The organism is Mesorhizobium sp. M0410 (genome assembly GCF_040321435.1).
In the GTDB taxonomy this organism is placed as follows: Bacteria; Pseudomonadota; Alphaproteobacteria; order Rhizobiales; family Rhizobiaceae; genus Mesorhizobium.
In genome coordinates, this window is the sequence record NZ_JAMYRN010000014.1 from 78,633 (window position 1) to 104,780 (window position 26,148).

General features: G+C 60.4%; 22 protein-coding genes and 2 pseudogenes. 5 read left to right on the forward strand and 19 right to left on the reverse strand.

Features of this window, described 5'->3' with window-relative positions; all coding sequences use genetic code 11:
* Nucleotides 1-20: 20 nt before the first annotated feature.
* The 5 genes from NKI63_RS20910 to NKI63_RS20930 all read right to left on the reverse strand — a co-directional run bounded on the left by NKI63_RS20910 (nucleotide 21) and on the right by NKI63_RS20930 (nucleotide 5,211).
* Complete coding sequence (locus NKI63_RS20910) at nucleotides 21-1,583, reverse strand: ABC transporter substrate-binding protein (protein ID WP_352466316.1); 1,563 nt, start codon at nucleotides 1,581-1,583, stop codon at nucleotides 21-23.
* A 160-nt stretch (nucleotides 1,584-1,743) separates the two neighbouring features.
* The gene (locus NKI63_RS20915; protein ID WP_352466315.1) at nucleotides 1,744-2,184 is read right to left on the reverse strand and encodes a YqaA family protein; all 441 of its coding nucleotides are present in this window, start codon (nucleotides 2,182-2,184) and stop codon (nucleotides 1,744-1,746) included.
* A gap of 9 nt (nucleotides 2,185-2,193) precedes the next feature.
* Complete coding sequence (locus NKI63_RS20920) at nucleotides 2,194-3,516, reverse strand: MFS transporter (protein WP_352466314.1); 1,323 nt, start codon at nucleotides 3,514-3,516, stop codon at nucleotides 2,194-2,196.
* 67 nt (nucleotides 3,517-3,583) lie between these two features.
* Nucleotides 3,584-4,921, reverse strand: a complete 1,338-nt coding sequence (locus tag NKI63_RS20925; RefSeq protein ID WP_352466348.1) for a cation diffusion facilitator family transporter — start codon at nucleotides 4,919-4,921, stop codon at nucleotides 3,584-3,586.
* An 8-nt stretch (nucleotides 4,922-4,929) separates the two neighbouring features.
* Entirely contained in the window at nucleotides 4,930-5,211 is a 282-nt protein-coding gene (locus NKI63_RS20930; protein WP_352466313.1) for a metal-sensing transcriptional repressor, read from the reverse strand.
* A 105-nt stretch (nucleotides 5,212-5,316) separates the two neighbouring features.
* On the opposite strand from NKI63_RS20930, the gene NKI63_RS20935 reads away from it, so the two are divergent.
* The 3 genes from NKI63_RS20935 to NKI63_RS20945 are packed head-to-tail and all read left to right on the forward strand — an operon-like array spanning nucleotide 5,317 to nucleotide 7,298.
* Entirely contained in the window at nucleotides 5,317-5,703 is a 387-nt protein-coding gene (locus NKI63_RS20935; RefSeq protein WP_352466312.1) for a hypothetical protein, read from the forward strand.
* A 48-nt stretch (nucleotides 5,704-5,751) separates the two neighbouring features.
* Entirely contained in the window at nucleotides 5,752-6,489 is a 738-nt protein-coding gene (locus tag NKI63_RS20940) for a HupE/UreJ family protein (RefSeq protein WP_352466311.1), read from the forward strand.
* Nucleotides 6,490-6,500: 11 nt separating this feature from the next.
* Nucleotides 6,501-7,298 carry a hypothetical protein gene (locus NKI63_RS20945; protein WP_352466310.1) on the forward strand — a complete coding sequence of 266 codons (798 nt, stop codon included), beginning with the start codon at nucleotides 6,501-6,503 and terminating at the stop codon, nucleotides 7,296-7,298.
* 164 nt (nucleotides 7,299-7,462) lie between these two features.
* Here the strand turns inward: NKI63_RS20945 and NKI63_RS20950 are convergent, their stop codons facing one another.
* Entirely contained in the window at nucleotides 7,463-8,176 is a 714-nt protein-coding gene (locus NKI63_RS20950; RefSeq protein WP_352466347.1) for a HoxN/HupN/NixA family nickel/cobalt transporter, read from the reverse strand.
* A gap of 21 nt (nucleotides 8,177-8,197) precedes the next feature.
* Entirely contained in the window at nucleotides 8,198-8,842 is a 645-nt protein-coding gene (locus tag NKI63_RS20955) for a DUF1007 family protein (protein ID WP_502896188.1), read from the reverse strand.
* Between the two features lie 359 nt (nucleotides 8,843-9,201).
* Between NKI63_RS20955 and NKI63_RS20960 the strand changes: the two genes are divergently transcribed.
* Nucleotides 9,202-9,381 carry a hypothetical protein gene (locus NKI63_RS20960; RefSeq protein ID WP_352466309.1) on the forward strand — a complete coding sequence of 60 codons (180 nt, stop codon included), beginning with the start codon at nucleotides 9,202-9,204 and terminating at the stop codon, nucleotides 9,379-9,381.
* A gap of 778 nt (nucleotides 9,382-10,159) precedes the next feature.
* On the opposite strand, the gene copD is transcribed toward NKI63_RS20960, so the two are convergent.
* From copD to NKI63_RS21020, 12 genes and pseudogenes are all read right to left on the reverse strand, one after another.
* On the reverse strand, nucleotides 10,160-11,017 hold the full coding sequence (gene copD / locus NKI63_RS20965) for a copper homeostasis membrane protein CopD (RefSeq protein ID WP_023722112.1): 858 nt from the start codon (nucleotides 11,015-11,017) through the stop codon (nucleotides 10,160-10,162).
* 2 nt (nucleotides 11,018-11,019) lie between these two features.
* Nucleotides 11,020-11,361 (reverse strand): copper homeostasis periplasmic binding protein CopC, encoded by a 342-nt coding sequence (copC, locus tag NKI63_RS20970; RefSeq protein WP_023722111.1) that lies wholly within the window; start codon nucleotides 11,359-11,361, stop codon nucleotides 11,020-11,022.
* A gap of 277 nt (nucleotides 11,362-11,638) precedes the next feature.
* Entirely contained in the window at nucleotides 11,639-12,181 is a 543-nt protein-coding gene (locus NKI63_RS20975) for a hypothetical protein (RefSeq protein WP_023722110.1), read from the reverse strand.
* A gap of 483 nt (nucleotides 12,182-12,664) precedes the next feature.
* Nucleotides 12,665-13,975: pseudogene (locus tag NKI63_RS20980) on the reverse strand (ISNCY family transposase).
* 103 nt (nucleotides 13,976-14,078) lie between these two features.
* Nucleotides 14,079-15,114: pseudogene (locus NKI63_RS20985) on the reverse strand (IS110 family RNA-guided transposase).
* A gap of 275 nt (nucleotides 15,115-15,389) precedes the next feature.
* On the reverse strand, nucleotides 15,390-16,397 hold the full coding sequence (locus NKI63_RS20990) for an AI-2E family transporter (RefSeq protein ID WP_352466308.1): 1,008 nt from the start codon (nucleotides 16,395-16,397) through the stop codon (nucleotides 15,390-15,392).
* Between the two features lie 333 nt (nucleotides 16,398-16,730).
* Nucleotides 16,731-17,795: an ABC transporter ATP-binding protein gene (locus NKI63_RS20995; protein ID WP_352466307.1), complete on the reverse strand. Its 1,065-nt coding sequence runs from the start codon at nucleotides 17,793-17,795 to the stop codon at nucleotides 16,731-16,733.
* Nucleotides 17,788-19,458, reverse strand: coding sequence for an ABC transporter permease (locus NKI63_RS21000; RefSeq protein WP_352452017.1), 1,671 nt, complete (start codon nucleotides 19,456-19,458; stop codon nucleotides 17,788-17,790). Before NKI63_RS21000 ends, NKI63_RS20995 begins: the two co-directional genes overlap by 8 nt.
* Nucleotides 19,459-19,578: 120 nt before the next feature.
* Entirely contained in the window at nucleotides 19,579-20,682 is a 1,104-nt protein-coding gene (locus NKI63_RS21005) for an ABC transporter substrate-binding protein (RefSeq protein WP_352452016.1), read from the reverse strand.
* Nucleotides 20,683-20,890: 208 nt separating this feature from the next.
* The gene (locus tag NKI63_RS21010; protein WP_352452015.1) at nucleotides 20,891-21,994 is read right to left on the reverse strand and encodes an ABC transporter substrate-binding protein; all 1,104 of its coding nucleotides are present in this window, start codon (nucleotides 21,992-21,994) and stop codon (nucleotides 20,891-20,893) included.
* The gene (locus NKI63_RS21015) at nucleotides 21,991-23,397 is read right to left on the reverse strand and encodes a sensor histidine kinase (protein ID WP_352466306.1); all 1,407 of its coding nucleotides are present in this window, start codon (nucleotides 23,395-23,397) and stop codon (nucleotides 21,991-21,993) included. Before NKI63_RS21015 ends, NKI63_RS21010 begins: the two co-directional genes overlap by 4 nt.
* The gene (locus NKI63_RS21020; protein ID WP_352823148.1) at nucleotides 23,384-24,058 is read right to left on the reverse strand and encodes a response regulator transcription factor; all 675 of its coding nucleotides are present in this window, start codon (nucleotides 24,056-24,058) and stop codon (nucleotides 23,384-23,386) included. Before NKI63_RS21020 ends, NKI63_RS21015 begins: the two co-directional genes overlap by 14 nt.
* A gap of 416 nt (nucleotides 24,059-24,474) precedes the next feature.
* Between NKI63_RS21020 and NKI63_RS21025 the strand changes: the two genes are divergently transcribed.
* Nucleotides 24,475-25,821 carry a hemolysin family protein gene (locus NKI63_RS21025; RefSeq protein WP_352452012.1) on the forward strand — a complete coding sequence of 449 codons (1,347 nt, stop codon included), beginning with the start codon at nucleotides 24,475-24,477 and terminating at the stop codon, nucleotides 25,819-25,821.
* Nucleotides 25,822-26,148: the final 327 nt, after the last annotated feature.

Here is a 26,148-nt window from a genome sequence, read left to right on the forward strand (position 1 = left end):
CTCACTCGGGCTCGAAGTCTTCAGGCCTTCAGCGTGATCGCCTTGAACGGCAAGTCGTAGTCAGTCGCCGGAAGCGAGAAGTTCTCTGCGCGCGGATTGTGAGCCCACAGCCGCTGGCTGACGACAAGCGGACAGATGGCGGTGTTGTCGTGCAGCCAATCGTAGAGAGCCTGCATCTTCAGGTCGCGTTCGGCGCCGCTCGCCTCGAGCGCAGCCTTGACTACGCCGTCGAGCGCGTCCGAGACATAGATCTTGCCGTCAGGCCCGCTGTCCGCCGTCGAGACGAAGGCATTGCCAAGGGTCCCGTGAGGGTCATAGGGAGCGCCATAGGTGGTGAAGAAAGCGAGATCATAGTCGAAGGCCGGACGCCGTTCATGCATGGTGGCATTGTCCACCGAGGAGACTTGGACCTGGAAACCGACCTCGGACAATTGACCCTGGATCATTTCGGCGATTCGCCGCGATCCCGGCAGGGACTCTTCGGAAACCAGAAAGTCGATGGTCAGAGGAGAGCCAGCCTTGGTCCAAGCACCGCCGCTGTCGACCCAGCCGCCATCGGCGAGGATCTTCTTGGCCGCCGCCACGTCGCGCACCGGCACGTCATGCCGCTTGCCCGACGAAGGCACGTTCGCCGGGAACAGATCGGCGGCCGGGTCGGCAAAGCCTTCGAATAGGACCTTGGCGATCGCCGCCCGGTCGATCGATGCATAGACAGCGTCGCGGACGGCCTTGTCGGCGATGATCTTCGACTTCGGCGAATAGCCGAGCAGCATCGTCGCCGTGCCCGGCTCGGCCACGACCTTCATGCCGTCGCTTTCCAGCGCGCGAGCGCGGCGTGGCGACAGCGTCGCTACCCAGTCGCCACCGATGACATCGAGGTCGCCTGAGCGCAGACCGTTGGCGCGAGCGAGCTCGTCCGGAACGACCTTCAATTCCATGCGGCTGAAGAGCGGCTTCTCGCCCCAGTATTTGTCGTTGCGAACGAGGCTGGTGCCGCTCGCATCGTATTTTTCGACGATCCACGGACCGGTTCCGATCGGCGCCGTCTGCTTGCCATCCTTGTCGACTGCCTTTGGCGACAGGAAACGAACTGGGCGGACGATGGTGAGTTCAAGCAATGCGGCCGGCACCGGCCGCTTCAGCTTGACCGTCAGCTTGTTCGGCCCATCGGTGACGATACTGTCGAACGCGTCGGAGACGCCAATCCAGGAGAAGTCGCTCACCCCCATCCAGCGCTTGAGATTCCATTCGGCTGCGGCCGAGTCAAACGGTGTGCCGTCGCTGAAGGTCACGCCTTCGCGCAGATCGAAAGCGATCGAAAGCTGATCGTCGGCGACGGCCCATTTGGTAGCAAGCCCCGGCTCCAGCGCGCCATTCTGGCCGTAGTGGATCAGCGCGTCGAAGACGATGGTGTAGGTGCTCAGCGTCGAAACGTTCTGCAGCAAATCGAGATCGCCGGTCTCCGCGGCGATAGCAATTTTCAACGTGTCATTCGTTTCGGAGAAGGCGCTGCGCGGAAGGGCGGCGACGAAGGCGAGGCCAGCGGTGGAAGCGAGAAAATTGCGGCGGTCGAGAGTGATCATTTCAGTTCCCCATTTTTTGATTGGTAGCGATTGTACACATGCATTCCCATTTGTATAGACATATACGGCGCAAATCCAAGTTGGCGCGCAGCGCTGCGTTTGGCATAGGAAAGCGCCGTCTCGCGTAATGTCGCCATGCCGGCGCGGGTCTCGACAAGGGCTAAATCCAGCTCAGCGTCATCGCCGCCAGCGCGAGGTAGCGGCCGACCTTCGCGATCGTGACGATCGCAAGGAAGCTCCAGAATGGCTCCCGCAGCGCTCCCGCCACAACCGTCAGCGGATCGCCAACGAGAGGAAACCAGCTCAACAGCAGCGACCATCGTCCATAGCGCTGATACCATAGCGTCGCGCGCGTCAGCGCAGAGGGCCTCACCGGGAACCATTTGCGGTTGCGAAAGCGGTCGGCGCCCCGGCCGAGCCACCAGTTGACGATCGAGCCGAGCACATTGCCTGCGCTTGCGGAGGCGATGAGCAGAGCCGGAGCATAGCTTTCTGTCAGAAGCAGTCCCGCAAGGGCTGCTTCCGATTGCATCGGCAGTATGGTCGCCGCCGCGAACGCGGTCAGAAATAGACCGCCATAGATGGCGAGCTCGCCAGGCATCTCGAGCCCTCAGCTTGCCTTGGGCCATTTCGGGTGCCGATCGTCGACGACGTAGCCATGCGAATGCTCATAGCCCGCTTCCGACCATACTGCGTCCCCGATATGACGGTCGTCCTCAGGCAGGTCGACATGCGTATGCACAAGCACGTCGGGATCGTGTTTCGGCCATAGCCAGATCGCGGCAAGCAGGGCAGCGGCGCCTATAACGCCGAGCAGAACGAAGGTGAAGGGCAATCCCATCGCGGCACCGACGCGGCCGGCAATGGGATAGGTCATCAGCCAGCAGGCATGCGAAAGCGCGAATTGGGCAGCAAACAGAGCGGGCCGGTCGACGGCATCGGCAGAACGTCTGATCAATCGGCCCGAAGGCGTCTGCGCCAGCGAATAGCCGAGCCCCAGCACGAACCAGAGCGGCAGCAGCAGATAATAGCTGCCGGCGAGCGGTCCCACCAGCACGCCCGCGACCAGGATCGCGGCGCCCGAGAGCATCGCAACCCGGTCCGGGACGTTCTCCAGCAGCCGCGGCAGGGCAAGGGCTGCAATCATCGATCCGCCGCCGAACGCTGCGAGCGCCAGCGCCGTGTCGCTTTGCGAGAGGCCGAACTGCGCCTGCACCAGGACGACCGTGTTGACGATCACCATCGCGCTTGCCGCCGCGACGGCAACGTTAAGGGCCAGCAGCCCGCGCAATCGCGGCGTCGCCAGATAGATGCGGATTCCGCGCGTGGTACGATCGTAAACGCCGCGCGGCTGCGACGGTTTAGGGCTCGGCAGGACCACCGACACCACCAGCGCCGCCGAGGCGAGAAAGCCGATAACCGTACCGGCGAACAGGCTGTGGAAGCTGATGACGGAAAGCAGCGCCGCCGCCAGCATGGGACTGACGACGCTTTCCAGGTCATAGGCCAGTCGCGACAGCGACAGGGCCCGCGTGTAGTCCTTCTCCTCGGGCAGCACGTCAGGAATAGAGGCCTGGAAGGCCGGAGTGAAGCCTGCCGACGCCGACTGCAGGACGAAGATGAGAACATATACCTGCCAGACTTCGGTAACGAAGGGCAGGAACACCGCGACCGCAGCCCGGATGAGGTCGAGCGAAACCAGCATGGTGCGGCGCGGCAGGCGCTCGGCGAACGCAGCGGCGACAGGCGCCACGCCGACATAGGCGATCATCTTGATAGCGAGCGCCGTGCCGAGCACCGCGCCGGCATCGGCGCCGGCAAGATCATAGGCCAGCAGCCCGAGTGCTACGGTGGCAAGGCCAGTGCCGATCAGGGCGATGACCTGGGCCAGGAAGAGATGACGGTAGGTGCGATTGGCCAGGACCTGAAGCATATTTTGCGTTCTTGCAGCGGATTGGGGTTCGTCGAGCCAGGAACGTAGCGCAAACAGCCCGCCTGTCTCAGTGGTGGTGACCTTCGGGTTCGACCATCTTGAACGGCAGCACCTGCTCGCGACCCTTCGCGGCCAGGATCAACCTCGCCTGGAACTCATGCGGCTCGGCAGGGGCGACGGTGCTCTCAAGCCGATGATGGTTGTCAGCGGCGGGCTCGAGGCGAAGCGTCTCTGGCCCTTCGGGTCGGTCGATGATCACAGTCGCTGTCAAATCATCGGCGTGCCGTTCTATGGTCAGCCGCATCCGCTCGCCGGCCGCCGTGTCGACGATTTCCAACGTCCCTTCAGCCAGATCGCAGGCGACCTTGAAGGGCTCCGGCGCATGATGGTGAGCATGAGAGGGTTCCCTTCCAGTGGCGGTCGGCCCGGCCGGACTCACCAGGCGGACATTGGCTTCCGCCAACGCCGGCAAGTGGGCGAACAGCTCCTCCTTGAGGGCTTCGGTTACGCCCAGCACGTTCTTGGCCGTCGCCGTCTCCGGAACACTGATGGCGACGTCGGCATGCAGACGATGTCCGATCCAGCGTGCCTGCACGCCTTCAACGCGCCCGATGCCCGACACGTGTTCGGCGGCATGATGGATTTCATCGATGACGCCGGGCTCGACTCCGTCGAGCATGCGGGTCAATACGGCTTTCGACGACTGCCAGACGATGGCGAAGATCGCCACGGTGATCAGCAGCCCGACGATCGGATCGGCAAGCGGAAAGCCCAGCCAGACGCCGATAGCGCCCAGGACAACCGCCAGGCTGGTAAAGCCGTCGGTGCGGGCATGGTAGCCGTCCGCGATCAGCGCCGCGCTGTTGATCTCTCGCCCGACGCGGATACGAAATACGGCGACCGCTTCATTGCCGATGAAGCCTATGAGGCCGGCGATGGCGACCCAGCCAAGAAACGTGATGGGACGCGGATTGATCAACCGGTCGATCGCCTCATAGCCGGCAACGACGGCGCTGAAGAGGATGATGAGAACGATGACGATTCCAGCCAGATCCTCGACCCGGCCCAGCCCGTAGGTGAACGTCTTGCTCGGCTTGCGGCGGGCCAGCACGAACGCGATCCACAGCGGAATGGCAGTGGCCGCGTCGCCGACATTGTGGATCGTATCGGCCAGCAGCGCCACGCTGCCGGAGAGGAACACAACCACAAGCTGGAGCGCTGCCGTGATAGCCAGAACGACGAACGACCATTTGATCGCCCAGATGCCGCGTGTCGTCGTGGCGATCGTCGGATCGATGACGCCATGGGTGTGGCCATGGCCGCCATCACCGTGATCATGTCCGTGGCTGCCCATGCCATGCGTCATCGGGCCAAACCCAAACCAGTCGCGAACTTTGTCCATAATGGCGCTTCTCACAGGTACTTGGTGATATCTTTGAACTCGTCGATCGAACGGCGCTGCTCGCGCGCCAGCGGCCCGACGACGTCTTCAAGGCAATGGTTGAGATGATCCTGGATCAAGGTCTTCTTGGCCTGCGAAATGGCCTTCTCGACAGCATGAAGCTGCTGGGCGAGGTCGAGGCAGGGCCGGCCCGCTTCGATCATTTCGATGACACCCTTGAGATGTCCGCCAGCCCGTTTCAGGCGCTTGACGATATCGGGATGGGTTTCGTGGATGTGAGGTTGCTCGCTGATATGTTGATACTATCCTCCCGGAGGGGATATGCAAGTCTCAAAGAGGCCTCGATTCTGGTGCATGCAACAACCATTCCTTAGGATTTTGGAGAATAATCGCCGTTCATGCCGAATCGGATCCACAGCTCAGCCTTTTGTCTCGTCATCGCCTTGGCGATGACGTTCGGCGTGCTGCGCCCCGTCGGCTATTCGGCCTCGCACGATCCGGTCGCACTTGCCGCCGCCACAATCGAGCGCCAAGTCGAAGCCGCCGCGCAGATCGAAAATCATGACCATGCAAATGATGACGGCGTAGCCGACGAGCAGAGCGCTGGCCATTTTCACGGGCACAATGCGGCCGACCACTCGCACGAAACGGCGAGTACGCCCGCCGACTTCGCGCCGACCGTTCCACAGATCGAGCGGGGCTGGCTAAAGTATCAGCCGACTTTCGTCGATCCGGACACGACATTCCGGCTTGATCGACCGCCGAGACCGTTCCTCGCAGCATGATCGCGGCCGCTCACGCGGCCACCCTCAACGACGAAGATTGGAAATTTCATGCAAGGACCCTTCGATCAGGGCCGATCACGCGCGCGTCGCACGTGTTGGCGACCCGCCCTGCCCCTGCTTATCGCTCTGCTGACCCTGCCGCTGCTGGCAGGAGCAGCCTTTGCCCATGCCGTTGCCGCCGGCGACAAGGGCTATATCCAGGAAATCTCGGGCATCAACGTGCTGCCCTTCATCTATCTCGGCGCCAAGCACATGGTGACCGGATACGACCACATCCTGTTCTTGTTCGGCGTGATCTTCTTCCTCTACCGGATGAAGCATATCGGCATCTACGTCAGCCTGTTTGCGCTCGGTCACTCGACGACCATGCTGCTTGGCGTCTACTTCAACGTCGGCATCAACAGCTACATCATCGACGCCATCATCGGCCTGTCCGTGGTCTACAAGGCGCTCGACAATATGGGCGCTTTCCAGAGATGGCTCGGCTTCCAGCCGAACACCAAGGTCGCGACGCTGGTCTTCGGCTTCTTCCACGGTTTTGGCCTGTCGACGAAGATCATCGAATACAACATCTCGCCTGACGGCCTTGTGCCGAACCTGCTGGCCTTCAATGTCGGCGTCGAGATCGGGCAGCTCTTGGCTCTTGGCGCCATCCTGATCGTGATGGGCTACTGGCGCCGGACACGAAGCTTCTGGCGTCACGCCTATACCGCAAACGTCATCATGATGACGGCCGGGTTCCTGCTGATCGGATATCAGCTCACCGGCCTGTTCGTCGCAGCATAGGAACCGCAACAATGTACAATACTGACTTGCCCACTCGCGCCGAATTGCCCACTTCAGCGCAGCTGAAGCGCTCCACCTTCATTGCCGCGCTGACGGCGCTCGCCTTGCTTGTCACGGTCGTTATGCCGTCCGAGTATGCAATCGACCCGACGGGGGCGGGCAGATTGCTCGGCCTCACCAGAATGGGCGAAATCAAAACGCAGTTGGCAGCCGAGGCGGCAGCGGACGAAATGGCCAGCGCGAAGGCTTCGGCCGAGCGGATGACGCAAATGGTCCCTCCAGCCGAGTTGATGGCGCGCATGGACCGAATTGAAAACCTCCTCGTTGCCCTTACCGCCGAACAGCCCGCGTCGCAGCCATCCCCAACTGGGGAGGCCATTGCCCAAGACAATGTGACAGTTGGAGAGATTGCTCCTGCCGAAGCCCTGCCAGTCAATCCGAGTGCGGCGCCGCAGGTCGCAGAAATCCCCGCGGAAGCGCCGGCCCCGACCACCGGAAGGCGAGATGAAATGTCCTTCACACTGACACCGGGTCAGGGCATTGAGGTCAAGCTCGTGATGCGGCAGGGTGCCAAGGCAAACTTTTCCTGGACAGCGGACGGTGGCGTGGTGAACTTCGAGACGCACGGCGATGGCGGCGGTCAGTCCGTAAGCTACGAAAAGGGCCGCAGCGTTCCAGCTGACGAAGGTGCCATTGAAGCCGCCTTCGATGGAAATCATGGTTGGTTCTGGCGCAACCGCGGTGGCAGCGACGTGACCCTGACGATCCAGGCTGAAGGCGACTACATCGACATCAAGCGTATGATCTAGCGCATACAGGGTCGCCCGGCGCCACTTCGAGCCTCGGGCGTCACCTATCCGTCTGTTCCACCGACGAGCGCAGATGCGCGTCGAAGCTTTGCGCCGCGACGAAGACACGGCTGACCTTCAGGTAAACGGGTCTTGATCCATCGCTCGATCTGGTTCACGGCATTTCAGCCCGACGAGATTTGCCAAACGGCTACGCCGGCAAGCGCCAAGCCGGCAGCGCCCTCAATGGCTCGGGAAATGGCATCGAACAGGCGTGGCCGGCTATCGAAAAAATGCACCAGACGTTCACGAAACAGGATCGACAGCACCGCAACGCAAGACAGCGTCAGCGCCACGCCGGCCATCATTGTGATTGCGAAAAGAATGCCGGCGACCGGAACGCCTCTGGATATCGCAAAGGTCATCACGAAAAGCGTCAGCGGGCATGGGATCAGGCCGGCCATGACGCCGACGGCCTCGCCCTCATGCTTGTGGTGATGGCCGTGGCTCAATGCGCGCCAGAGCATCCAAATGCCGATCAGGCCAAGCAGGCCCCGACTGACGTCTTCCAGCAGTGGGGCTCGGCCAACACTGCCCAGGGCAATCGATACCAACGGCAACGAGAGCGCCGCGATCAGCACGGCAATCGTTACATGCGTGAAGGAGAGTGTCAGCGACACCAGAAGCCCACGCCGGACGCTGGCGTCCGATCCTGCCAGATAGGTGGCCAGGACAGCCTTGCTATGGCCCGGCGTCAGCGCATGCGCCGCACCGAACAGAATGCCCATGGGCAGAAAGGCCGTGAACGCCAGCCAACCGCCGCCAGCCGCAAGCAGTTTGATCTGCTCGGCCAACGCCAGGTAGATCGTGCGTTGGAACTCGACCAGCGTCTGGAACATGGCCATCGAACCGGCTCCGGGTCAGCCGCACGTCAATTCGAGGCGCGTCGCGAAAATCTTGCCGAGATCGGTCCCCGTCGGGTCACTGAAGAACGCGCCTGTCAGGCTCTTCTGGTTCTGCGCGATGGCCGTGTCCGGATCTGGACGGACGACGGAACGTGAGCAGCCTTGCGGCAGACCGGCCACCGCAAGCTTTTCGTCCTCGGTAAAATCGATTGCCGTGTAGAAGGTCGGATCGTAGACACCGATACTGACTTTTCCAGCAAGGGCCAACGGGTCCTTCGGCTGCGTTTCGAACTGGACGACGAGTTGATCGTTTTCATAGCTGACGCTGAACTTCGGCGGTGGCGCCATCGTCACGTCCTTGCCGTTCAAGGTCACCATCTGAAAGTAGTTGTACTCGGCCAACGACGCATGGACGGTGAGAGCGACTTCATCGAGTTCCTTCGCATCAAGGACAAGGTCGGAATTCTTGTCGAATTCCATCAGCACAGTGCTGGAAAAGAGGTCGTCGAAACGCCAGAGATGCCGAAGCGACTTGACCGTCCTGTCTGGACCGACGGTCAGGTCCAGCTTCGCTTCGGCAAAGACATGCGGATGGGCGTTCGCTGCCGCGGTGGAAGCGAGCAACAGCGCCGCGCCGGATACCATGCCTGTCAGTTGCATTCTTCGCTCACATTTCGCTCGTCGATTCCGCATCAGGCAGGACACCTGCCATTGCAAGCAGGCCGAAATGGGACGGGCCAAAGCCCATACCAACCTTGATCGATCAGGGCTGTGTTGCTTCATCTAAGGAGGCAGCTACCCAAGGTCGCCCTTCAGCCAATGTTTGAGCATGATCACCGCGATACCAGCAAGGATTGCCAGCACTATCATCCAGATGATCTTTTGCCGATCGCTCAATTTCCTGCTCCTGATCGATTCAGAGCATTCCTATCGCGAGTTCCTTGCAAACGCAAAAAGCCCCGCGTCCCGTGCTGATAACACCAGCTGATCCGCCCTAGTCGTCGGCGATCGAGCTTGCAATGACCGTGTTCGATGTGATCCGGACCTCGGGAACGTCAAATGGACAAGTGCTTGCGATTGCCGACTGTCAATATGCAGAGTTTGGAAACTTGCATTCCGTTTCTGTCCTCGCCGATTGTTTCGGCATCCGTCCGGGCGAAGAAACGCTCCTCGAATGGCGCGCCGTCGACATCGAATAGCTTTATGGAGCAAGGTTGCACGGACTTGCCATTCAAGTGGCTTTTGTCACCGCGATCATGGTTTTGGCCGGGAGGTCGTCACCGGTCGCCTCCCAGTCCTGGAAGGCGCCTACGTCACCGACGGGGGCAAGTGCTGCGTCGCCGGACAACGGAGTCCATCCGCGTCTCCTGGCCGCAGGACGGTTCGTTCGAAGTCAGGTCCATGGGCAAGACAAATACCGTGAAAAGCTTCCAACGCCAGATCGACATTATCGGCACGCACCAGCGGCGATCTCAGGCATATAGCAGCGAGCGCCGGGATAAAGAGGGGCTTCGACATCAGCACACCGCAGGGTCAAAAAATGGACCCTCTGGCACGTTAGTCAAGAGTGCCATTTAGCGGGCCCAGCGGCTGCGACGAGATCGACCTGCATCCGACTGTCGGCGGCTGCGCCGTCGCCCCGTAGTATCATTCGCCAGTTATTCTCCAACGCGGTCCGCATTGAAGACCCGCGATAGCCGTCGAACTTGTGTGTCCATCCCTCGGCCCTCGGGAGGCTTCTCCACCAGGGTGGGGATCAAAGGAGCGATGAACGCTGGCCGGCTGGTGCTGGCAGTTACTCGTTTACGCATGGAATCGTGTCTAGGTCGCAGGCATATATCCGCGCTCCACACGTCCCGACGTTGGTTAAGATCGGCAGCCAGACCGGCCAGCCACTCTGTGCGCCAGGCGGATAGAGGTGAGTGTCGATCGCGAATTGCAGAAACGTTGCCAGCGGATAATTGCAAAGTCAGCGCGTCACGCGTACGGATCCATAAGCCCCAGCGCGCTTACATCCATAAGCACCCCAAACCCGATGATCTGCTCCAGCGCAACGTTGCGAGACAATGTGCCCAAGCTTTTGGCCGGTTCGGACTTCATGCGGCTGACCAGGGCATATCGGTTGTAGACCGCCAAACCGACCATCGCGACGAATAGGCTGATCTTGAACAGGAGAACTCGACCGTAGCTGTTGCGCGGATCGGGGAACGAGCCAAGCACGAGCCAAGTGTTCATGGCACCCGTCAAAAAAATGAGCGCAACCGCCACCATACCAAAGCGGGAGAAGCGCCACAGGACGGTTTCCACGCCTGCGACTTCGGATGGATGCCGCTGTGCTGCCGCGATAAGCAGGCCGAGGGGCAGGAGGCCACCTATCCACGCCCCGGCACTTGCAACATGGAGAGCTTGAGTCAGTGAGCCTAGAAGGCCCAACGCCGCCGCGTGGCCCTGCCAACCCTCGCAGGTCAGTAGCAAGAAAGCCGGCCCGACGATCAATTCGGGCCGCCCCGAGAAACTGATCACCAGGAGCAGGAGAACGAGCGAAAGGCGAACAAACCAAACAGTTCCGAAGTCGCTTTCCATGAGAACGCCGCGCAAGGTGTCAACCATACCCTCGCGTCCGGAGAGCCCGGCCGTAAAGCACAGCAGCCAAATTGCCGCGAAGATTGCGGCCGCAAGTGCGAGGGCAGGATTGATGTTACGGGGTAGAGGCGCAAGCGCGGGAGCCGCGGTTCTGTCTAGCGCATAGAAAGGGAAGAGTGCCGACCCGAATAGAATCATCACTGAGAGGAAGTAGACCCACCGGGCGAAGGCCAGAGTGCCATCAACGTCCATTTCTACGGTCTGACTTCAAATTTGAAATTGCCCTTCACCTTGTGCCCGTCTGCTGACAGCACGTGCCAATCAACTTGATAAACACCCGGCGCAAGGGACCTTGATACAGGTGCCACCATGTCCTTATCGCGCACCGCGATCTCCGTGGTGATCTTCGCACCATCCGGCCCCGACAGATCGATGCCCGAGAATCGAGCCTCAATGGATTCGCTAAACCGCAGTCCAATCTCGGTGGGCGGAGCGGCAATGGTGCTATTGATCTCTGGAGTAGCCTCGACCAATCGAGCATGCGCAAGCGCCTGGCCCGATAATGGCACGCTCCACAGCGCAAGTGTGGCGATCATTCCGATAGTCCGATTCAACGCGAACTCCTCCCGCGGCGACGGTCATCAAAGACTATGCACTTTCTGACGAGTATACGAATTTGTTGGTGTTGCAGGGCCGCCACCGTTCGAGCTGTCACGAAATTTTCCATTTGCCGGAAAAGTGATGGGAGATCAGGCCAACACGCTACCGACCGCCGAGACTCTCGATTGAAGGTCACGGACGCCGCAAGCGTTTGTAATTATCAGGACAAGCGCGGGCGAAACAAGCGTTTGCGCCCGCGTGACTCCATTTCAGCTACTTAATCGGGATCATGAGATGTGCGTATGGAGTGCCCGGCCACATCACATAGGGCTTGGATGTGTCAGGCTTGGGGTCCGTCGGATAGCCCTGCATCATGTCCATTGCGTTGACGATCATCACATGCGGGCCGGTCTCTATCCAATTGTTGCCTTCCTCGGGCTTCGTCGCATAGGGATCGGTGTTGCTGCCATCGGTACCGCCGGACAGCATGTACATGAAGCCGACCTTGCCCTTGGGCGGCTCCTTCTTTTCCATCCATGCCATCGCCCATTCCATCGCGTTGGCATCGCCGCACATTGGGTCCGGGCCGGGCGTGGACGGGCTGTCCGGCATGCACCAGAAGCCGTTCTTGCCCTCGCGCAAGGTGCGCATGGCGCCCTTTTCATCCGCGGCGTAGACCGCAGCGCCGCTTGCCACGGCAGGGGGTGCAGCAGATTCAGCGCTCTTGATCATCGCAGCGTCGTCGGCGGCTGCGCCTTGCATCGTAACCAAACTGCCTGCCGCCAAAAGGGCAGCGACCGTCAGCAGCCGTTTCATGGCCGTTCTCCGGTTTGAGTTGATCTTGTGCATGATGTCCGACGCACGGCTTTCCAGAGCCGTTTGTCGGTGATTAAGCAGTAGCAGATTACATGCCTCCGGACAATTTACGTTTTAGCGCTGTCTAATGTCTTTGCAGGGGGTGTGCTATTAAACGGGGGCCTTCAAATCGGTCACGAAACTCCTGAGGGTTCACTAACCAAGATGGTGCTGTTCAGCGAGTGGCCAAATTTGCGCGGTTTCCCAGCAACCTTGCTTGCGTCGTCAAATCGCCACCTGCCCTAACCCTAGATTAGTTTCCGTCCATAAACGCCGGTATTTCGCAGCATTTGCAATCGCTTGGATCCGACCGGAAGCGCCGTTGACGGGCATGGACAGGTCAGGAATAGTTGATGATCGACAAAATGCAGTGCTTGGCAACGATCGGACGCACGCCATTGCCGGCGGCTCTGCCGGCGGGACGGCTGCGATGCCGAGCTGATATCAGGTCGGCCTGAGGCGGGTGAAGAGGACGAGGTTGTAGGCCGCGACCGAGGACCAGACGTAGGTTTTGAAGTGATCAAGGCCGCGCCAAGTGCAGCGCGCCAGGCCGTAAGCGCGTTTGAGGCACGAGATGCCAGCTTCGATGCCGGCGCGACAGTTGCGCAGCTTGCGATAGACCCACTTGCTTCTGACCATATCCTCGATCTTGAGGCCGGCTTTCTTGTGGAAGGCCATGTCGGAGACGCCCCACGCCTTCGCCGTGGCCAGGGTTGTCGCGCGTGGCGAAGCCACCATCGGCTGCTGCCTGCCGTGGCGCCTGACCCCAAATGCCTATGTGACGCTCCAGCATCGGCAGCAATCGGTCGCTGTCGGCCGGGTTGCCTTTCTCGATCACCAGATCGAGGATCATTCCACTCTTGCCGGTGGTCAGGTTGAGCTTGTGGCCATACTCGGTGTCGCGGCTGCCTTTGACGATGATATCGGCATGCTCTTCGAACAGGCTGACCAGCTTCTCGCCGGCCGACACCGGCTCGCCGGCCAATACCCGCCGCTCGCTCTGTCTGATGATGCGTTCGACCAGCGGCCGATAGTGACGGACCTGGAGCTGCCACAGTGCGATGGACGGTGTGCTCGCCACTACCAATCGCTCGCTCGCCTGCTCCAGATAAGTCAAGGTCGCACGGGCGATTGCGATCAGCTCGCGGTAGAGTTGGACCCGATTGGGTCGACCCCGCGTGAACTGGATCTTGCGAGCCCGCTTCTTGGCTGCGCGGCAATGATCCGCCATGCTGAGCCGGCACCGCCGACCAAGGCGTCAGCCCGCTTCAGCAGGCGCACCATGACCCGCACGGCATCCCAAAGCAGGCTGCTGTCGCTCGGCTCGTGCATGAGTGCCGAGGTCACGGTGCTGTCCAGCCGCACGACTGCGCCATCTTCGAGCTTCGCCTGCCGAGCGCTCGACAGCAGTACCCGATTGACCTGTTCCCAGGTCTCGGACCGGATCGCACTGATGGTCCTTTGCAGCACCGACTTGTGCGGGCTCCATGACAAAGGCAGGCGAGCAAAGGCGCGAAACGAAGCGGAGTCCTCAAGATGGAACGCCAGCTCCTGGTAGCTCAGTTGCCGGTATTGCTTGAGGATCGCGCAGCGCAACACCGCTTCGGCAGGCAGGCCCTGCCGTCCGGTGGCCTTGACGTCGACCCGCACCAAATCGCGCGCCACCAAGCCAAGAAGGTCGCGATGCTCATCCAGCCATTGCGACATCGCCTTCAACTCGTGACCGATCTCGTGCGTGGCGAAAAGATCGAATATGCTGGCACCGCCAGCATAGCGAACTCACCTCATCCCTCGTCCCGCGAAGGACGTTTTTCCACCGGCAAGTGGAACTTTGTTGTCTCCTTCTTAACGGCCCAGTTCAGACGGCGACCGGTGTGCTTTCCTTTGTCCAGTGGAACCGTGTGCCATCGCTCCACATGCGATGCATGATCACCGCTAGTCTACGGGCGAGCGCAACGATGGCCCTCTGCCGACCACGCCGCTTGGCGACGTTCATCGCCCAGGCCTTCAGCCAGGACCACTTCGTCACGCGCGTCAGTAGGACCTGCGCGGCTTCGTAGAGCAGCGTTCGCATCATATCGTCACCGCATAACGAGATCCGGCCGACCCGGCGGCTTTCGCCCGACTCATGGAGCACAGGTGTCAGACCCAAAACCGGTCCGACCGCTTTCGAATTGCGGAAGCGGGCCGGAATGTCGATGGTGGTGGTATAGGCCAGAGCCACGACCGGGCCTACACCTGGTGTCGTCATCAGTCGGCGGCAAACTTCCTCATCCCGGACGATCGCCAAAAGCTTGCGGTGAAGGGTGGCAAAGTGCTGGCGCAGCTTGCCGCGAGCGTCGAGAAGCGGTTCGACGATTTCGGCCAGATCAGGCATGCCTTCAACCAGTTCGTGGATGCGTTGCTCGAATTTGCCCGTACCGACGATGCCGACCTTGAGCCCGAAGTTGCGCAGCAGCCCGCGGATGTCGTTCTCGATGGCAATCGCCTTTTCCTGCAGCAGCTTGCGCGCCGTCAGCAACGCCCGACGCTTCTGGCTCGTCAGGGTCTTCACGCACCGGGCGGAACAGGTTGACCCGCATCATCTGTGCGATGCCGCGCGCGTCATTGCGGTCGGTCTTGTTCACCTGCGCCTTCAGGAATGCCTTGGTGTGACGCGTCTCAATGCAGATCAACGGCAGGCCGGCTTTGGCAAGGGCCTCGAACAGCCATTGCGATAAGGGCCCGGCTTCAAGACCGATCCGCTCAAAGTTCCAGGCAGGATCCTTGAGCACCCGCGCAAGATCCTCCGGATGGCTGGGAACTTTCATCTCGCGGCAAACCGTGCCTGTTTCGTCGACGATGCACACTGCCGTCTCTTTCACCGAGACGTCCAATCCTGCATAATGTTTCATGCTGCGCTTCCTTTCCTGATGCTTGTGGCTGTTTCGGACAGACCACGTTCTACCATCAGCTCGAAGCGCAGCACCTCCATGCCGCTCCGCCAAGATGGGGCGCAAGCCGAATACCCCATCTTGGACGGTGCGTTCTTGGCGCATTGTCGGCTCCGGCGGTGGCAAGGCTTTGGAATCAGTGGCATGATCCAAGATACCTGAAACCGCCGGGCCTTGCTCGCGCAAAGCCGCGATTCATCCAACAGAATCAATCGTTTGCCGTTTATGGACGGAAACTAGATTAGCCCGCGCATCGTCAGTTCAGCCTTCAGATAGGCATAATAGATCGGCGCGGCGACAAGACCCGGCATACCGAACCAGGCTTCCATGAAAACCATCGCCAGAAGAAGCTCCCAGGCACGCGCATTGATCCGCGAACCGATGATCTTGGCGTTTACGAAGTATTCGAGCTTGTGAATGATGATGAGAAAGGCAAGCGAGCCGAGTGCTGCAAGGAAGGAGATGCTGAGGCTGACAACCACGATCACCGTGTTGGAGATCAGATTGCCGATGACCGGCAGAAGGCCGGTGACGAAAGTCAGCGCTATCATTGTCCTGATGAATGGCAGATCGATGCCGAAGGACGGCAGAACAACGACGAGATAGACCGCCGTCAGAAACGTATTCAACGCCGAAATCCGGATTTGCGAGAACACGATGTTGCGAAAGGCCTTGCTCAGAATGTTGACACGATCCGCCAGCGCGACCGCCAGTGGGCCGGGCTCGCGCGATGGCGCCGCCGAGCTCACCGCGATCAAGCCGCCGATCACCATGCCGACGACAATGTGGACCACCAGGACGCCGACATCCCGCCCGACGAGTTGAAGCTGGCCGGCATGTTCGCGGAGCCACCGGGCCGCGAAGACTTCCAGTTCCTCGATGTTCGACGGAAAATAGGCCATCGCCCAGGTCGGGAGATGGACGCGCGCGGTATCGATGATCTCGGCCATCTTCTTGAGGAGCGTCACGACGTTCTCCGAACCGCCAGTCAATTGCGACATGCCGCTAAAGATAGCGGCGGCTATCAGGAGCGTGAAGATCAATGCCACCAAGGTCAGCGCAAGGCTTTTCGTCAGGCTGTTGGAGACGCCGATTCGATGGAGCATCGGTGCGGCGAAATGAACGATGTTGAACACGAGAAGGCCCGAAAGCAGTGCCGGAAGCAGTCCGAGTTCGAGAACGGCGACGAGCGCTATAAGCGCAAGCAGGCACGACGCGAGATAGAACCATGAGAAAGTCAGCACTTTTCACCTGCAGAAGCAGCCAAGTCCTCTCCGGGTTTCATTAGCTTTGATACCCGGTGATGCGCAAGCGAACACGCGTTCAACACGTGTGTAAGGCTAACCGCCTCGCAGATCCCATGCTTGCGCGCCAGGTCGCCCGTTTTTGCCCCGCCTCATGCTCACGCAGGACCGCGATGATCAGCTCTTCCGTAAACCGCATTCTCTTCATCAGTCCGCCCTTCAATCGAGGCCGGACTTTAATCTCAGATGGAGGAAATTGCCCGTGGCAGGTCAGCCGCTCGAGGATGTTTATGCCGTTGGCAAGAATGATCCTCTTCGTGGTGAAGCCGAAGTTCATTCCGCCGCGAAGACCATCAGATCCTCGAAGGGGAACTCGACATAGTATTGGCCGGACGGAAGGGCGTCCCGGGAATAGGTCCGGATGGTCAGGTCATTGCTTTCGAAAATGACTTCATGCCGATCGCCAAGGAAAAGGCTCTCGACGCAGGTCATGGCGATACGTCCAGGGCCGTCCTCCCCGGACCACGTCACCCGCTCAAGCCGGACGAGTGCGGTGACTTTGGCGCCGACGGTCAGCTCCTGCTGGGCGCTGCCCACAAGATGGATGCCGTTGGCGACAATTTCCGCACGGTTGCCGTTGATGGCGGTGACCACGCCGTCAAGGCGATTGCTGGCACCCATGAACTCTGCTGCAAACAGGCTCTCCGGCTTGTTGTAGATTTGCTTGGGTGTTCCGTCCTGTTCGATCTGGCCGCCGTTGAGCAGCAGGATGCGGTCGGCGAGCGCCATCGCTTCCACCTGATCATGGGTGACGCACAGCGCCGATAGCCCGAGATTGGTGATGAGGCGGCGCAGCCAGATCCGCGCTTCTTCGCGTAGCTTGGCGTCCAGATTTGAGAGCGGCTCATCGAGCAGAATCACGTTCGGCTCGTAGACCAGCGCACGGGCCAACGCCACGCGCTGCTGCTGTCCGCCGGAGAGCTGATGCGGATAGCGCTCGCCCAGTTTGCCGAGGCCGATGCTGTCCAAAGCCTTCTGGACGCGGCTCGCAACATCTGCCTGGGATACTTTGCGCAGCTTCAGGGGATAACCCACATTCTCGGACACCGTCCGATGCGGCCACAGCGCATAGGACTGGAATACCAGCCCGAGACCGCGCGTTTCCGGCGCCAGATTGATGTTCTGCCCGGCATCGAAAAGCGGCTTGTCACCGAGCAGTATCTTGCCGCTGTTGGGTGTCTCCAGACCGGCGACCGCTCGCAAGAGCGTCGTCTTGCCGGACCCGGACGCGCCGAGCAAGGCGACGATCTGACCCGGTTCGACCGAGAAGGACACACCTTTCAGGATTTCAAGGTTGCCGTAACTGAGGCGCAGGCCGTCTATGACGATGTCAGTCATTGAGGCGGACTCCAAAGCGCATCGCGAGGGCAAGACCGGTCACGATGATGACGGTGTTGATGACGGCGAGAGCCGAGACCAGATCGATCGCGCCGGTGCCCCAAAGGGAAACCATGAGCGAGCCGATCACTTCGGTTCCCGGTCCGAGCAGATAGACGCCCGTCGAATATTCACGGGCGAAGATCAGGAAGATCAACAGCCAGGCCGAGAACATGCCGCCGCGGATGAGCGGCAGGGTGATGTCCCTGGCAACCTGGCCCTCGCTGGCACCAACTGACCGGCCGGCTTCCTCGAGCTCCTTGCCGATCTGCAGGAGCGTTCCGGAAATCAGCCGCATGCCATAGGCGAACCAGACAATGGTGTAGGCGAGCCATACCGAGATCATCGTGGCGCGCAGGGGTGCGATCGGCTTGAAGAACAGAAATATCCACAGCATGGCGAGGCCAGCCACAATGCCCGGCATCGCCCGCGGTATCATGGCCACGTAGTCGACGACTTTGGTCAGGGGTGCGCTCGAGCGATGACCGGCGAGTGCCACGGCAGTATAGGCCGCGATCGAAGCCGCGCCGCCGACCACCGCGACGCCGACCGTGTTGACAATGGCGCTGACGACATTCGGATAGTCAGCGAGATCGCGATAGTGATCCAACGTCAGCACCTGGAAGATATTCACCCCGACGCCCCAGCTTGTCACCAGTGAACGAATTGCGACGCCGCCCACCGGTATGATCACGGTGGCCGCGAACCAGGCCACCACAAGCGCGAAGGCCGGCCAGCGAAGAGCGCCCAGCCGGATGGGGTTGTGCCGACTGCCCTTGCCTTTGACGGACACATAGCGGCTGGCGTTGCGCAGCATGTAGCGCTGCAGCACCACCAGCGGCAGCGCGATCATGATGATCGCCACCACCACTACGGCCATCAACTGATAGGAAGGAACACCGAGCTTGTTGGTGAGCTTGTAGAGATAGGTGGCGAGAACCAGCACGCCTTCCGGATCGCCAAGCACCAGCGGCAGGCCGAAAAGTTCGAAACCGAGGAAGAACACCAGAACCGCCGCATAGAGCACCACCGGCATCACCATGGGCAGCGACACACTGGCGGCGACGCGCCAAGGGCCAGCGCCGGCGGTGCGTGCCGCCTCTTCGAGGTCGGCGCCAACGTTGCGGAGCGCCGCCGATGCATAGAGATAGACATGTGGGACATGGGTGAGCCCGGCAATGATCGCGATCGATGTCACCGAATAGACATTCCAGGGCACGTAGCCGATCATCGACTTGACCGCCAGCGAGACGAAGCCGACTGGTCCCAGTGTCATCACATAGCCGAAGGCCAGCACCACCGCCGACATGAAAACCGGGATCAGGATGATCGGCTCCAGCCAGCGCTTGCCCGGCACGTCGGTGCGCACGATGATGAACGCCAGCAGGATTCCCACCGGAACTGCGATCACCGTCATGCCCACCGCGAGCTTGAGCGAAGTCGTCAGCGCTAGCCAGAAATCCGCGTCCGCGAGGATGAAGCTGTAGGCGTTCAGCGACAGATGCGCGGTTTTCTGGAAGAAAGGCGCGGACAGAAAACTCTGATAAATGATCAGGGTGACCGGTGCCAGCACCACCAGGATGGCGAGGAGGTTGGTGCTGACACGAAAGACACGGAAGGGCATGATCGCCTCGAACAAAGCCGGGGGCCGTCCGCTAGCAAGAGCGCAAGCGCGCCGTTCCGATGGTTCTCAATAGCAAGAAGGGTGAGAGAGCCGACTGTGGAGGCACTCCCGATCAAGCGATTACTCGCCCTTCATGGCTTTCTGCCACTCGTTGAGGAACGCCAGCCGTGTCGTCTCGTCGAGACCTTCGAGCAGCTCGTCGTCGAGCGCGATCGGGTGAACGTTTTCACCGGCGGCGGCCTTTATGGACGCCAGCGTGGTTGCCCCTTCAACGTCATCACGAACGGCATAGAGCTTGATGTCGTCGGCGATCAGCTTCTGCGCGCGCGCCGACAGCAGATAGTCTACGAATAGCTTCGCAGCATTGGGATCCTGGGCTTCCGCCGGAATGACGGTGGCGCGGGTGGTCACCAGGACATAGTCCTTCGGGATTATCACACCGAGGTTCTCGTCCTTGGCCTGCTTGGCGAGGCCATATGAGCCGAAGATGCCATAGGCGATGGAATGTTCGCCAGACGTGACCTTCTCGATCATCGAGCCGGCGGAGCTGTAGAGCTTGATATGGGCCTTGCCAAAAGCCTTGTTAAGCGCCCAGGAATCGGTCCAGTTCTTGGCGTCCTGGTTGTAGAAATAGAAGCCGACACCGGATTTTTCCGGATCGTAGGACGCGATCTTGCCATCATATTCTGCGGTTTTCCCGGTCATCAGCTTGAGAAGATCGGCGTGGGTTGCGGGAACATCGCCTTCAGGCACGAGACGCTTGTTGTAGACGAAAGTCACCGGGTCGGCGGTGGTACCATAGACCATGTCCTTGTAGGACGCCCAGGCCGGAAGGTGGGCCGCCTCCACGGATTTGTATTCCTGCGCATAGCCGTCTGAGGCAAGTTTGATCTGCAGATCCGGAGCCGAAGACCATGCGACATCTGCCGTGCCTTGGCCCGAAGCGGTTTCGGCAATGACGCGATTGTAGAGTTCGGTGGAATTGAGGTCGGAATATTCGACGGCGATGCCGGGGAACGCTGCTTCGAAGTCCTTGAGCAAGGGCTGGACCAGCGCCGCATCGGTCGTTGAATAGATGCTTAGGTGTCCTTCCGCGGTGGCGGCGGCCACCAGATCCTTGTAGTCGTCCGGATACCCGGCGGGGATCTCGGCAGCGGCGGCAAGCGTCGCGAAAGCGGCTGACAGCGAAAACGCGGCCATCATCGTCGCAAGACGATTTTTCATTAGGGTCTCCTCCAAGTTCGCCTAAATCGTACTCCTCCAGGCACAAAGGCGAGTATCATCCTGACCTGTCACCAACCTGTCACGGCGATGTCGAGGTTTGCTCAGCCGACTAGGCCCGATGGGTCGTGATCAGATTGTCGACGACAGCCGGATCGGCCACATCGACGTATTGCCGAATTTTTGAAATCTTGGGACGGCATCCTACGCGTCACGGTCGCTGGCCCTGCGCATCGATCATGGACTTGCTCCAATCCTCGATGAAGCGGCGGCGCAACGCCTCGTCCTGTACGGCAAGTAACGCAGGGCCGATGCGTATGGCGCGCGCGATACCAGACTCCCCAAGTTTTTCCGGGCCGTCCGCTCCCTCAGGCAATTGCCCGTTCTCGGCAAAGAAGAAGGCGCTATCCCTGGCAACCTTCTGTCCTCGGGCTGACAGAAGGTAGTCGAGAAATCGTTTGGCAACGCCCATATTCGGCGCCGTCTTCGGAATGAGCGCGCCACGACTGAGTATCAGCGCATAGTCCCGCGGGACAACGACCCTCAAATCGGAATTGCCCCTGGCCGCGGCGTAGGCATATGACCCGATCATATTGTAGCCTATATACAGGCTCCCGTTTGCAACGTCCTGAAGGGTCTCCGCGGTGCAACAACGCACCACAGTTTCCGCTCGGCTCATGCTTTCCAGAAGCCGACCGTAGACCGCCGTCGTCTGCCGCGCATCACTGAACGCCAATAGGTAGCCGATGCCCGAAAGTCGGATGTCGAACGTTCCGACCCGTCCGCGATAAAAATCGATCCGCCGCCTGAGAAGATCGGCGAGTTCGATGTGGGTGCGCGGTACGTCGCCGGACGGCACGAGGCGGGCATTATAGACGAAGACGGCCGGTTCGTAGGTAAAGCCGAATACCTCGTCGCGCCAGTTTGCCCAATTGGCGACATGCGCGGTTTCGGCCGACACGTGCGGCGCCGCGCAGCCGTCATTGGCGAGCTTCACGAGTTGGTCGACCGACGGAGACAACAAGATGTCGCCCAGCACCGCGTCCGTCCGACAGGCTTCACTGGCACTCCTTTGCAAGTCGTTGGTGACATATTCAACATACTCGACGGCCACGTTGGGGAAAACGGACTGAAAATCCCGGATCAGTGGTTCCATAGCCGCCAGATCGGTCGCGGCGTGGATCGACAGTCGGTCCTTCTCCGGCTGAGACGAAGGGAAAAATGCGCTGCTTCCTTCAGCAGCTCTTGCCGCGTGACCGATGCATAGGAGGACGGCAGCCATCAAACCGAATGTCGGCAATGTTCCCGTTATCATCCGGTCTTCTCCGTGGCGATGGGCAACGTCAAGGTGACGGTGAACCCTTGCGTGCCCTTCCCGCCATCCTTGCTTGTCTCGCGAAAGGTCAGCGCGCCACCGTGAGCCGCCGCAACCTCCGACGCGATGGCGAAACCAAGACCTGCGCTGCCGTCATGAGATTTGGACGTTTCGAAGCGCTGCGTGACCCGCTCCCACTCGCCCGGCGGAATGCCCGGTCCGTCATCTTCGACCTCGAGATGGGCACGCGTACCGTCCCTGCGTACTCTGACCTCAAGGCGCGACACCACTCCATGACGCAAGGCATTGTCGATGATATTGACGATCGCTTCGCGAAGGCTGACGGCGTCCGCAAGCACGACCGGCTCGTCGTCAGGCGCCTCGAAGGAGACGATAATGTCCGGATCGATAGTTATCGGAACCGCCGCACGGAAAGCGCGCCGTGCGACATCTGCCAGACCGTGCGGCTGAAGCTGCACGGAATCGGCACGATGGATGACCATGGCGTGGCTGAGCAACTGGTTGGTCAGGCGCGCAAGTTCGCTGGCGCGCTGCTGTACGCGATCGAGATGCTGGCGGCTCGACTTGTCCAGCTTGGCTTGACTCAACAGATCGAGCTGCGCCGTTAGCGCTGTCAGCGGCGTTCTGATCTGGTGCGCCGCGTCGGCGATGAAGCGCTGCAGGAGTTTCACGCGCTCGTCGAGCCGACTCATGAAATAATTGATGGAAGTAACGAAGGGCCGCAATTCTCTCGGTACGACGACCGTTACCGGCGTCAGGTCTTGTGGATCGCGACGGCGGAGCGTCGCTCCGAGATGCTTGACCGGTTGCAGAGAATAGCGAATAGCAATCATCGCTCCAGCCAATGCCAATATGCTCATGACCGCCAGGAGGACGGTCGCCCTGAGAGTCAATTCACCCGCGAGCGCGCGGCGGGCTTCCGTGGTCTGCCCAACGATGACATGCGCCCAACCGGATACGGCTGGATCGGACAGTGCGCGCGCCACCACCGCAATCCGAACCGGTTCGCCGCGATAATGCGCCGATTCCAATACCGGGACATCGTGTATTGCGGCCAGATCAACTTCTGTTTGCAGATCGGCATAACCTGTCAGCGTCGCGCCGGAAGGGCCGATCACGCGATAGAAGATGCGATCGCGGCTGGCGAGGCCCAGAAGTTCAAAAGCTGATACCGGCAGGTTGATGATGAGCGAACCGGATTCAACCGTAAGGCTGTCTGCCATCTGGATGGCCGCACCAAGCAGAAGCCGGTCATAGGCGTCATCGGCGGCGGTACGTGCGTAGTACGACGCCGCACTCACCAGAAGAGCCGCACCCAGGCCCAGCACCAGCGAGATGCGGACCGCCAGGCGCGTGAAAAGGGAAGGCTCAGCCGGTATCATCGGAAGCCAGCTGATATCCCACGCCCCGCACGGTAACGATCTGCGCCTTGGCGCCTTCCAGCTTCTTGCGCAGCCGCCCGACATAAAGTTCGATCGCGTTCTGATTGGCCGGCTCGTCAAACCCGAAAAGCTGATCGATAAGTTCATCTTTGCTGAAGACGCGGCCTGGCCGCGACGCCAGTATCTCAAGCAACGACATCTCGCGTCGTTTCAATTGCACCTCGCGCCTGCCTACTCGCACTGAGCGGCTGCCGCGGTCGAGCACGACATCGCCACACTGTACGATGTTGGTCGCCTCGCCGCTTTTCCGCCGGAGCAGAACACGGGCGCGCGCTTCCAATTCCCGGAAATCGAACGGTTTGACCAGATAGTCGTCGGCGCCGAGATCAAGCGCGCCAACGCGGTCCTCTATCTCGGAACGGGCCGTCAACATCAGAACCGGGGTCGTATTCCTTGCCTGCCGGAGCCGTCGAACGATTTCGAACCCGTCGAGGCTGGGCAGCATGACGTCGAGGATGACGAGATCGTAGCAGGTGAAATCGAGGATCTCTGCGGCAGCACGGCCGTCCGTCTCCCAATCGACTGCGTGGCCGATCGTTTCGAAGCGGCGGCTGATAGCCTCGCCAACGTCGCGCGTGTCTTCGACGAGGAGAATTCGCATGCCGGAGCATTTGCACGGAAGCAGCCGCCTATCAAGCGTCACCTCTTTGCGGAGAGGCGCTTGACATCATCTGCAGATCACGCGTTGGCTTCAGCCCTGTTACCGTCAGCAGTTCAAGCTATCCAATCATTTGAGCTTTATCGACGGGCTGCGTGATGGCGTCTGCCTTCATGTGATCTGCGCATCCACGCCAAGAACGCGGCGCGTCGGTACATGACCCGCGCTGCAAGCCACGGCTGGACCACGCACTTTGCCGCATTCAACGTATTCGACCGCACCGTGATCAGTCGCTAGTAGATGCACCACCATCGCCATCAGGGGATTATGCTTCTGGCGATCGTGATGCTGACAGCGATTGCGCAATGCCATCATTTGCGCTTCAGAGACGTATCCAATTGCGTCATTAAGAGGATATCATGCCGACAGGCGATGGCAGTTTGAGCGACATTCTTGGTATCTTATCGGTTCTCCTACTCGTGGCCGCAAACGGCTTCTTTGTCGCCGCCGAGTTTTCCCTGGTCGCCGTGCGCCGAAGCCGAGTTGCCGAACTCGCTGCGGCTGGGCGGCTGAACGCGGCAGCGCTCCAGCGGGCCGTCGACAATCTCGATGCCAATCTGGCGGCGACCCAGCTCGGCATCACCATTTCATCGCTCGCGCTCGGCTGGATCGGCGAACCTGCTCTCGCGCATCTCGTCGAGCCTCTCTTGATCGGGCTGCTCGGGTCGTTGGCGACTGCGGGCTCACACACTGTCGCCGTCGCGATCGCTTTCATCATCATCACCGCGCTTCACATCGTGCTTGGCGAGCTCGCACCAAAGAGTCTGGCGCTCCAGCGCAGCGAAGACACTGCGCTCTGGGTCGTGCGTCCGCTCGGTCTGTTCCTCTTTCTGCTCAGGCCGGCGATTCTAATGCTGAATGGTCTCGGCAACCTCGTTCTGCGACTCTGCGGCCTGCGCCCGGGAACCGGTGAGGATTCATTGCACTCGCCAGACGAGCTGAAGCTTCTGATCTCGGCCAGTCAGGAAGGCGGGCTGTTGCAGCAGGCGCAGCGGGAGATGGTCGAGCGGGTCTTCAATATCGGCGAGCGCCGCATCAGTGACATCATGACGCCTCGGCCGGATATCGACTGGATCGACGTGAATGATGACCGAACCGAGATTCTTCGTACGATCCGCGATTGCCGCCATGAGCAGCTCCTTGTCGGCAAGGGCGGTATCGATGAACTGCTCGGCATGGTTCTGAAGAAGGACATGCTCGACCAGGTTCTTGACGGGCAGGTTCTCGATCCGATGGCGATCATCCGTGAGCCGCTCGTCGTTCATGAATCAACGCCGATTTTCAAAGTGCTGGAGCAGTTCAGGAAGGCGCCCGTCCGCATAGCAATGGTCCTCGACGAGTACGGAAGTCTGGAAGGAATTGTTACCCAGACCGATTTGCTCGAAGCCATCGCCGGCGACCTGCCCAACATCGAAGGCGAAGAGCCGGATATCGTCGAGCGTGAAGACGGCTCCCTTCTCGTGGATGGTATGATGTCGGCCCAGGACGCGTTCGATCGCCTTGGTTTTCGAGCACGGCCAACTGAAGGCGACTTCCATACGATCGCAGGATTTGCCCTGTTTCGACTAGGGCATCTGCCTGAGATCGGGGAACATTTTGATTATGGCGGCTGGCACTTCGAGATCGTGGACATGGATGGCCGGCGGATCGACAAACTGCTCGCACGAAGGAACTCTCCCACGGGGCGGCAAGAAACATCGGAGTAAGAATGCCCGGATTCCTGCAAGACAGGCGTCGTCATTTTCATTTTTGCGTGGTTGCTCGGCGGGGCCCTTCCTTTATCCCGCAAACCCGGCAGTCGTGGTGGTGATTCTGCCGTTAGTCATGATGACGCGACAGTTGGTTGCCTGCGTGGCTCCCTTCCCTGATGGCCTTTGGAACGGCTTGGGCTACCGGACGGATGGGTTTCGCCTGTATTAAAAAAACTCGCCAACTTGTCCAAAGTGTCAACGGAGCATTGCCCTTGCCTTATCGCCGCTTGGAGTGTGATCGGCAATCGTGGTATCGCAATGCCGGGAGGCGACGATGCGTGT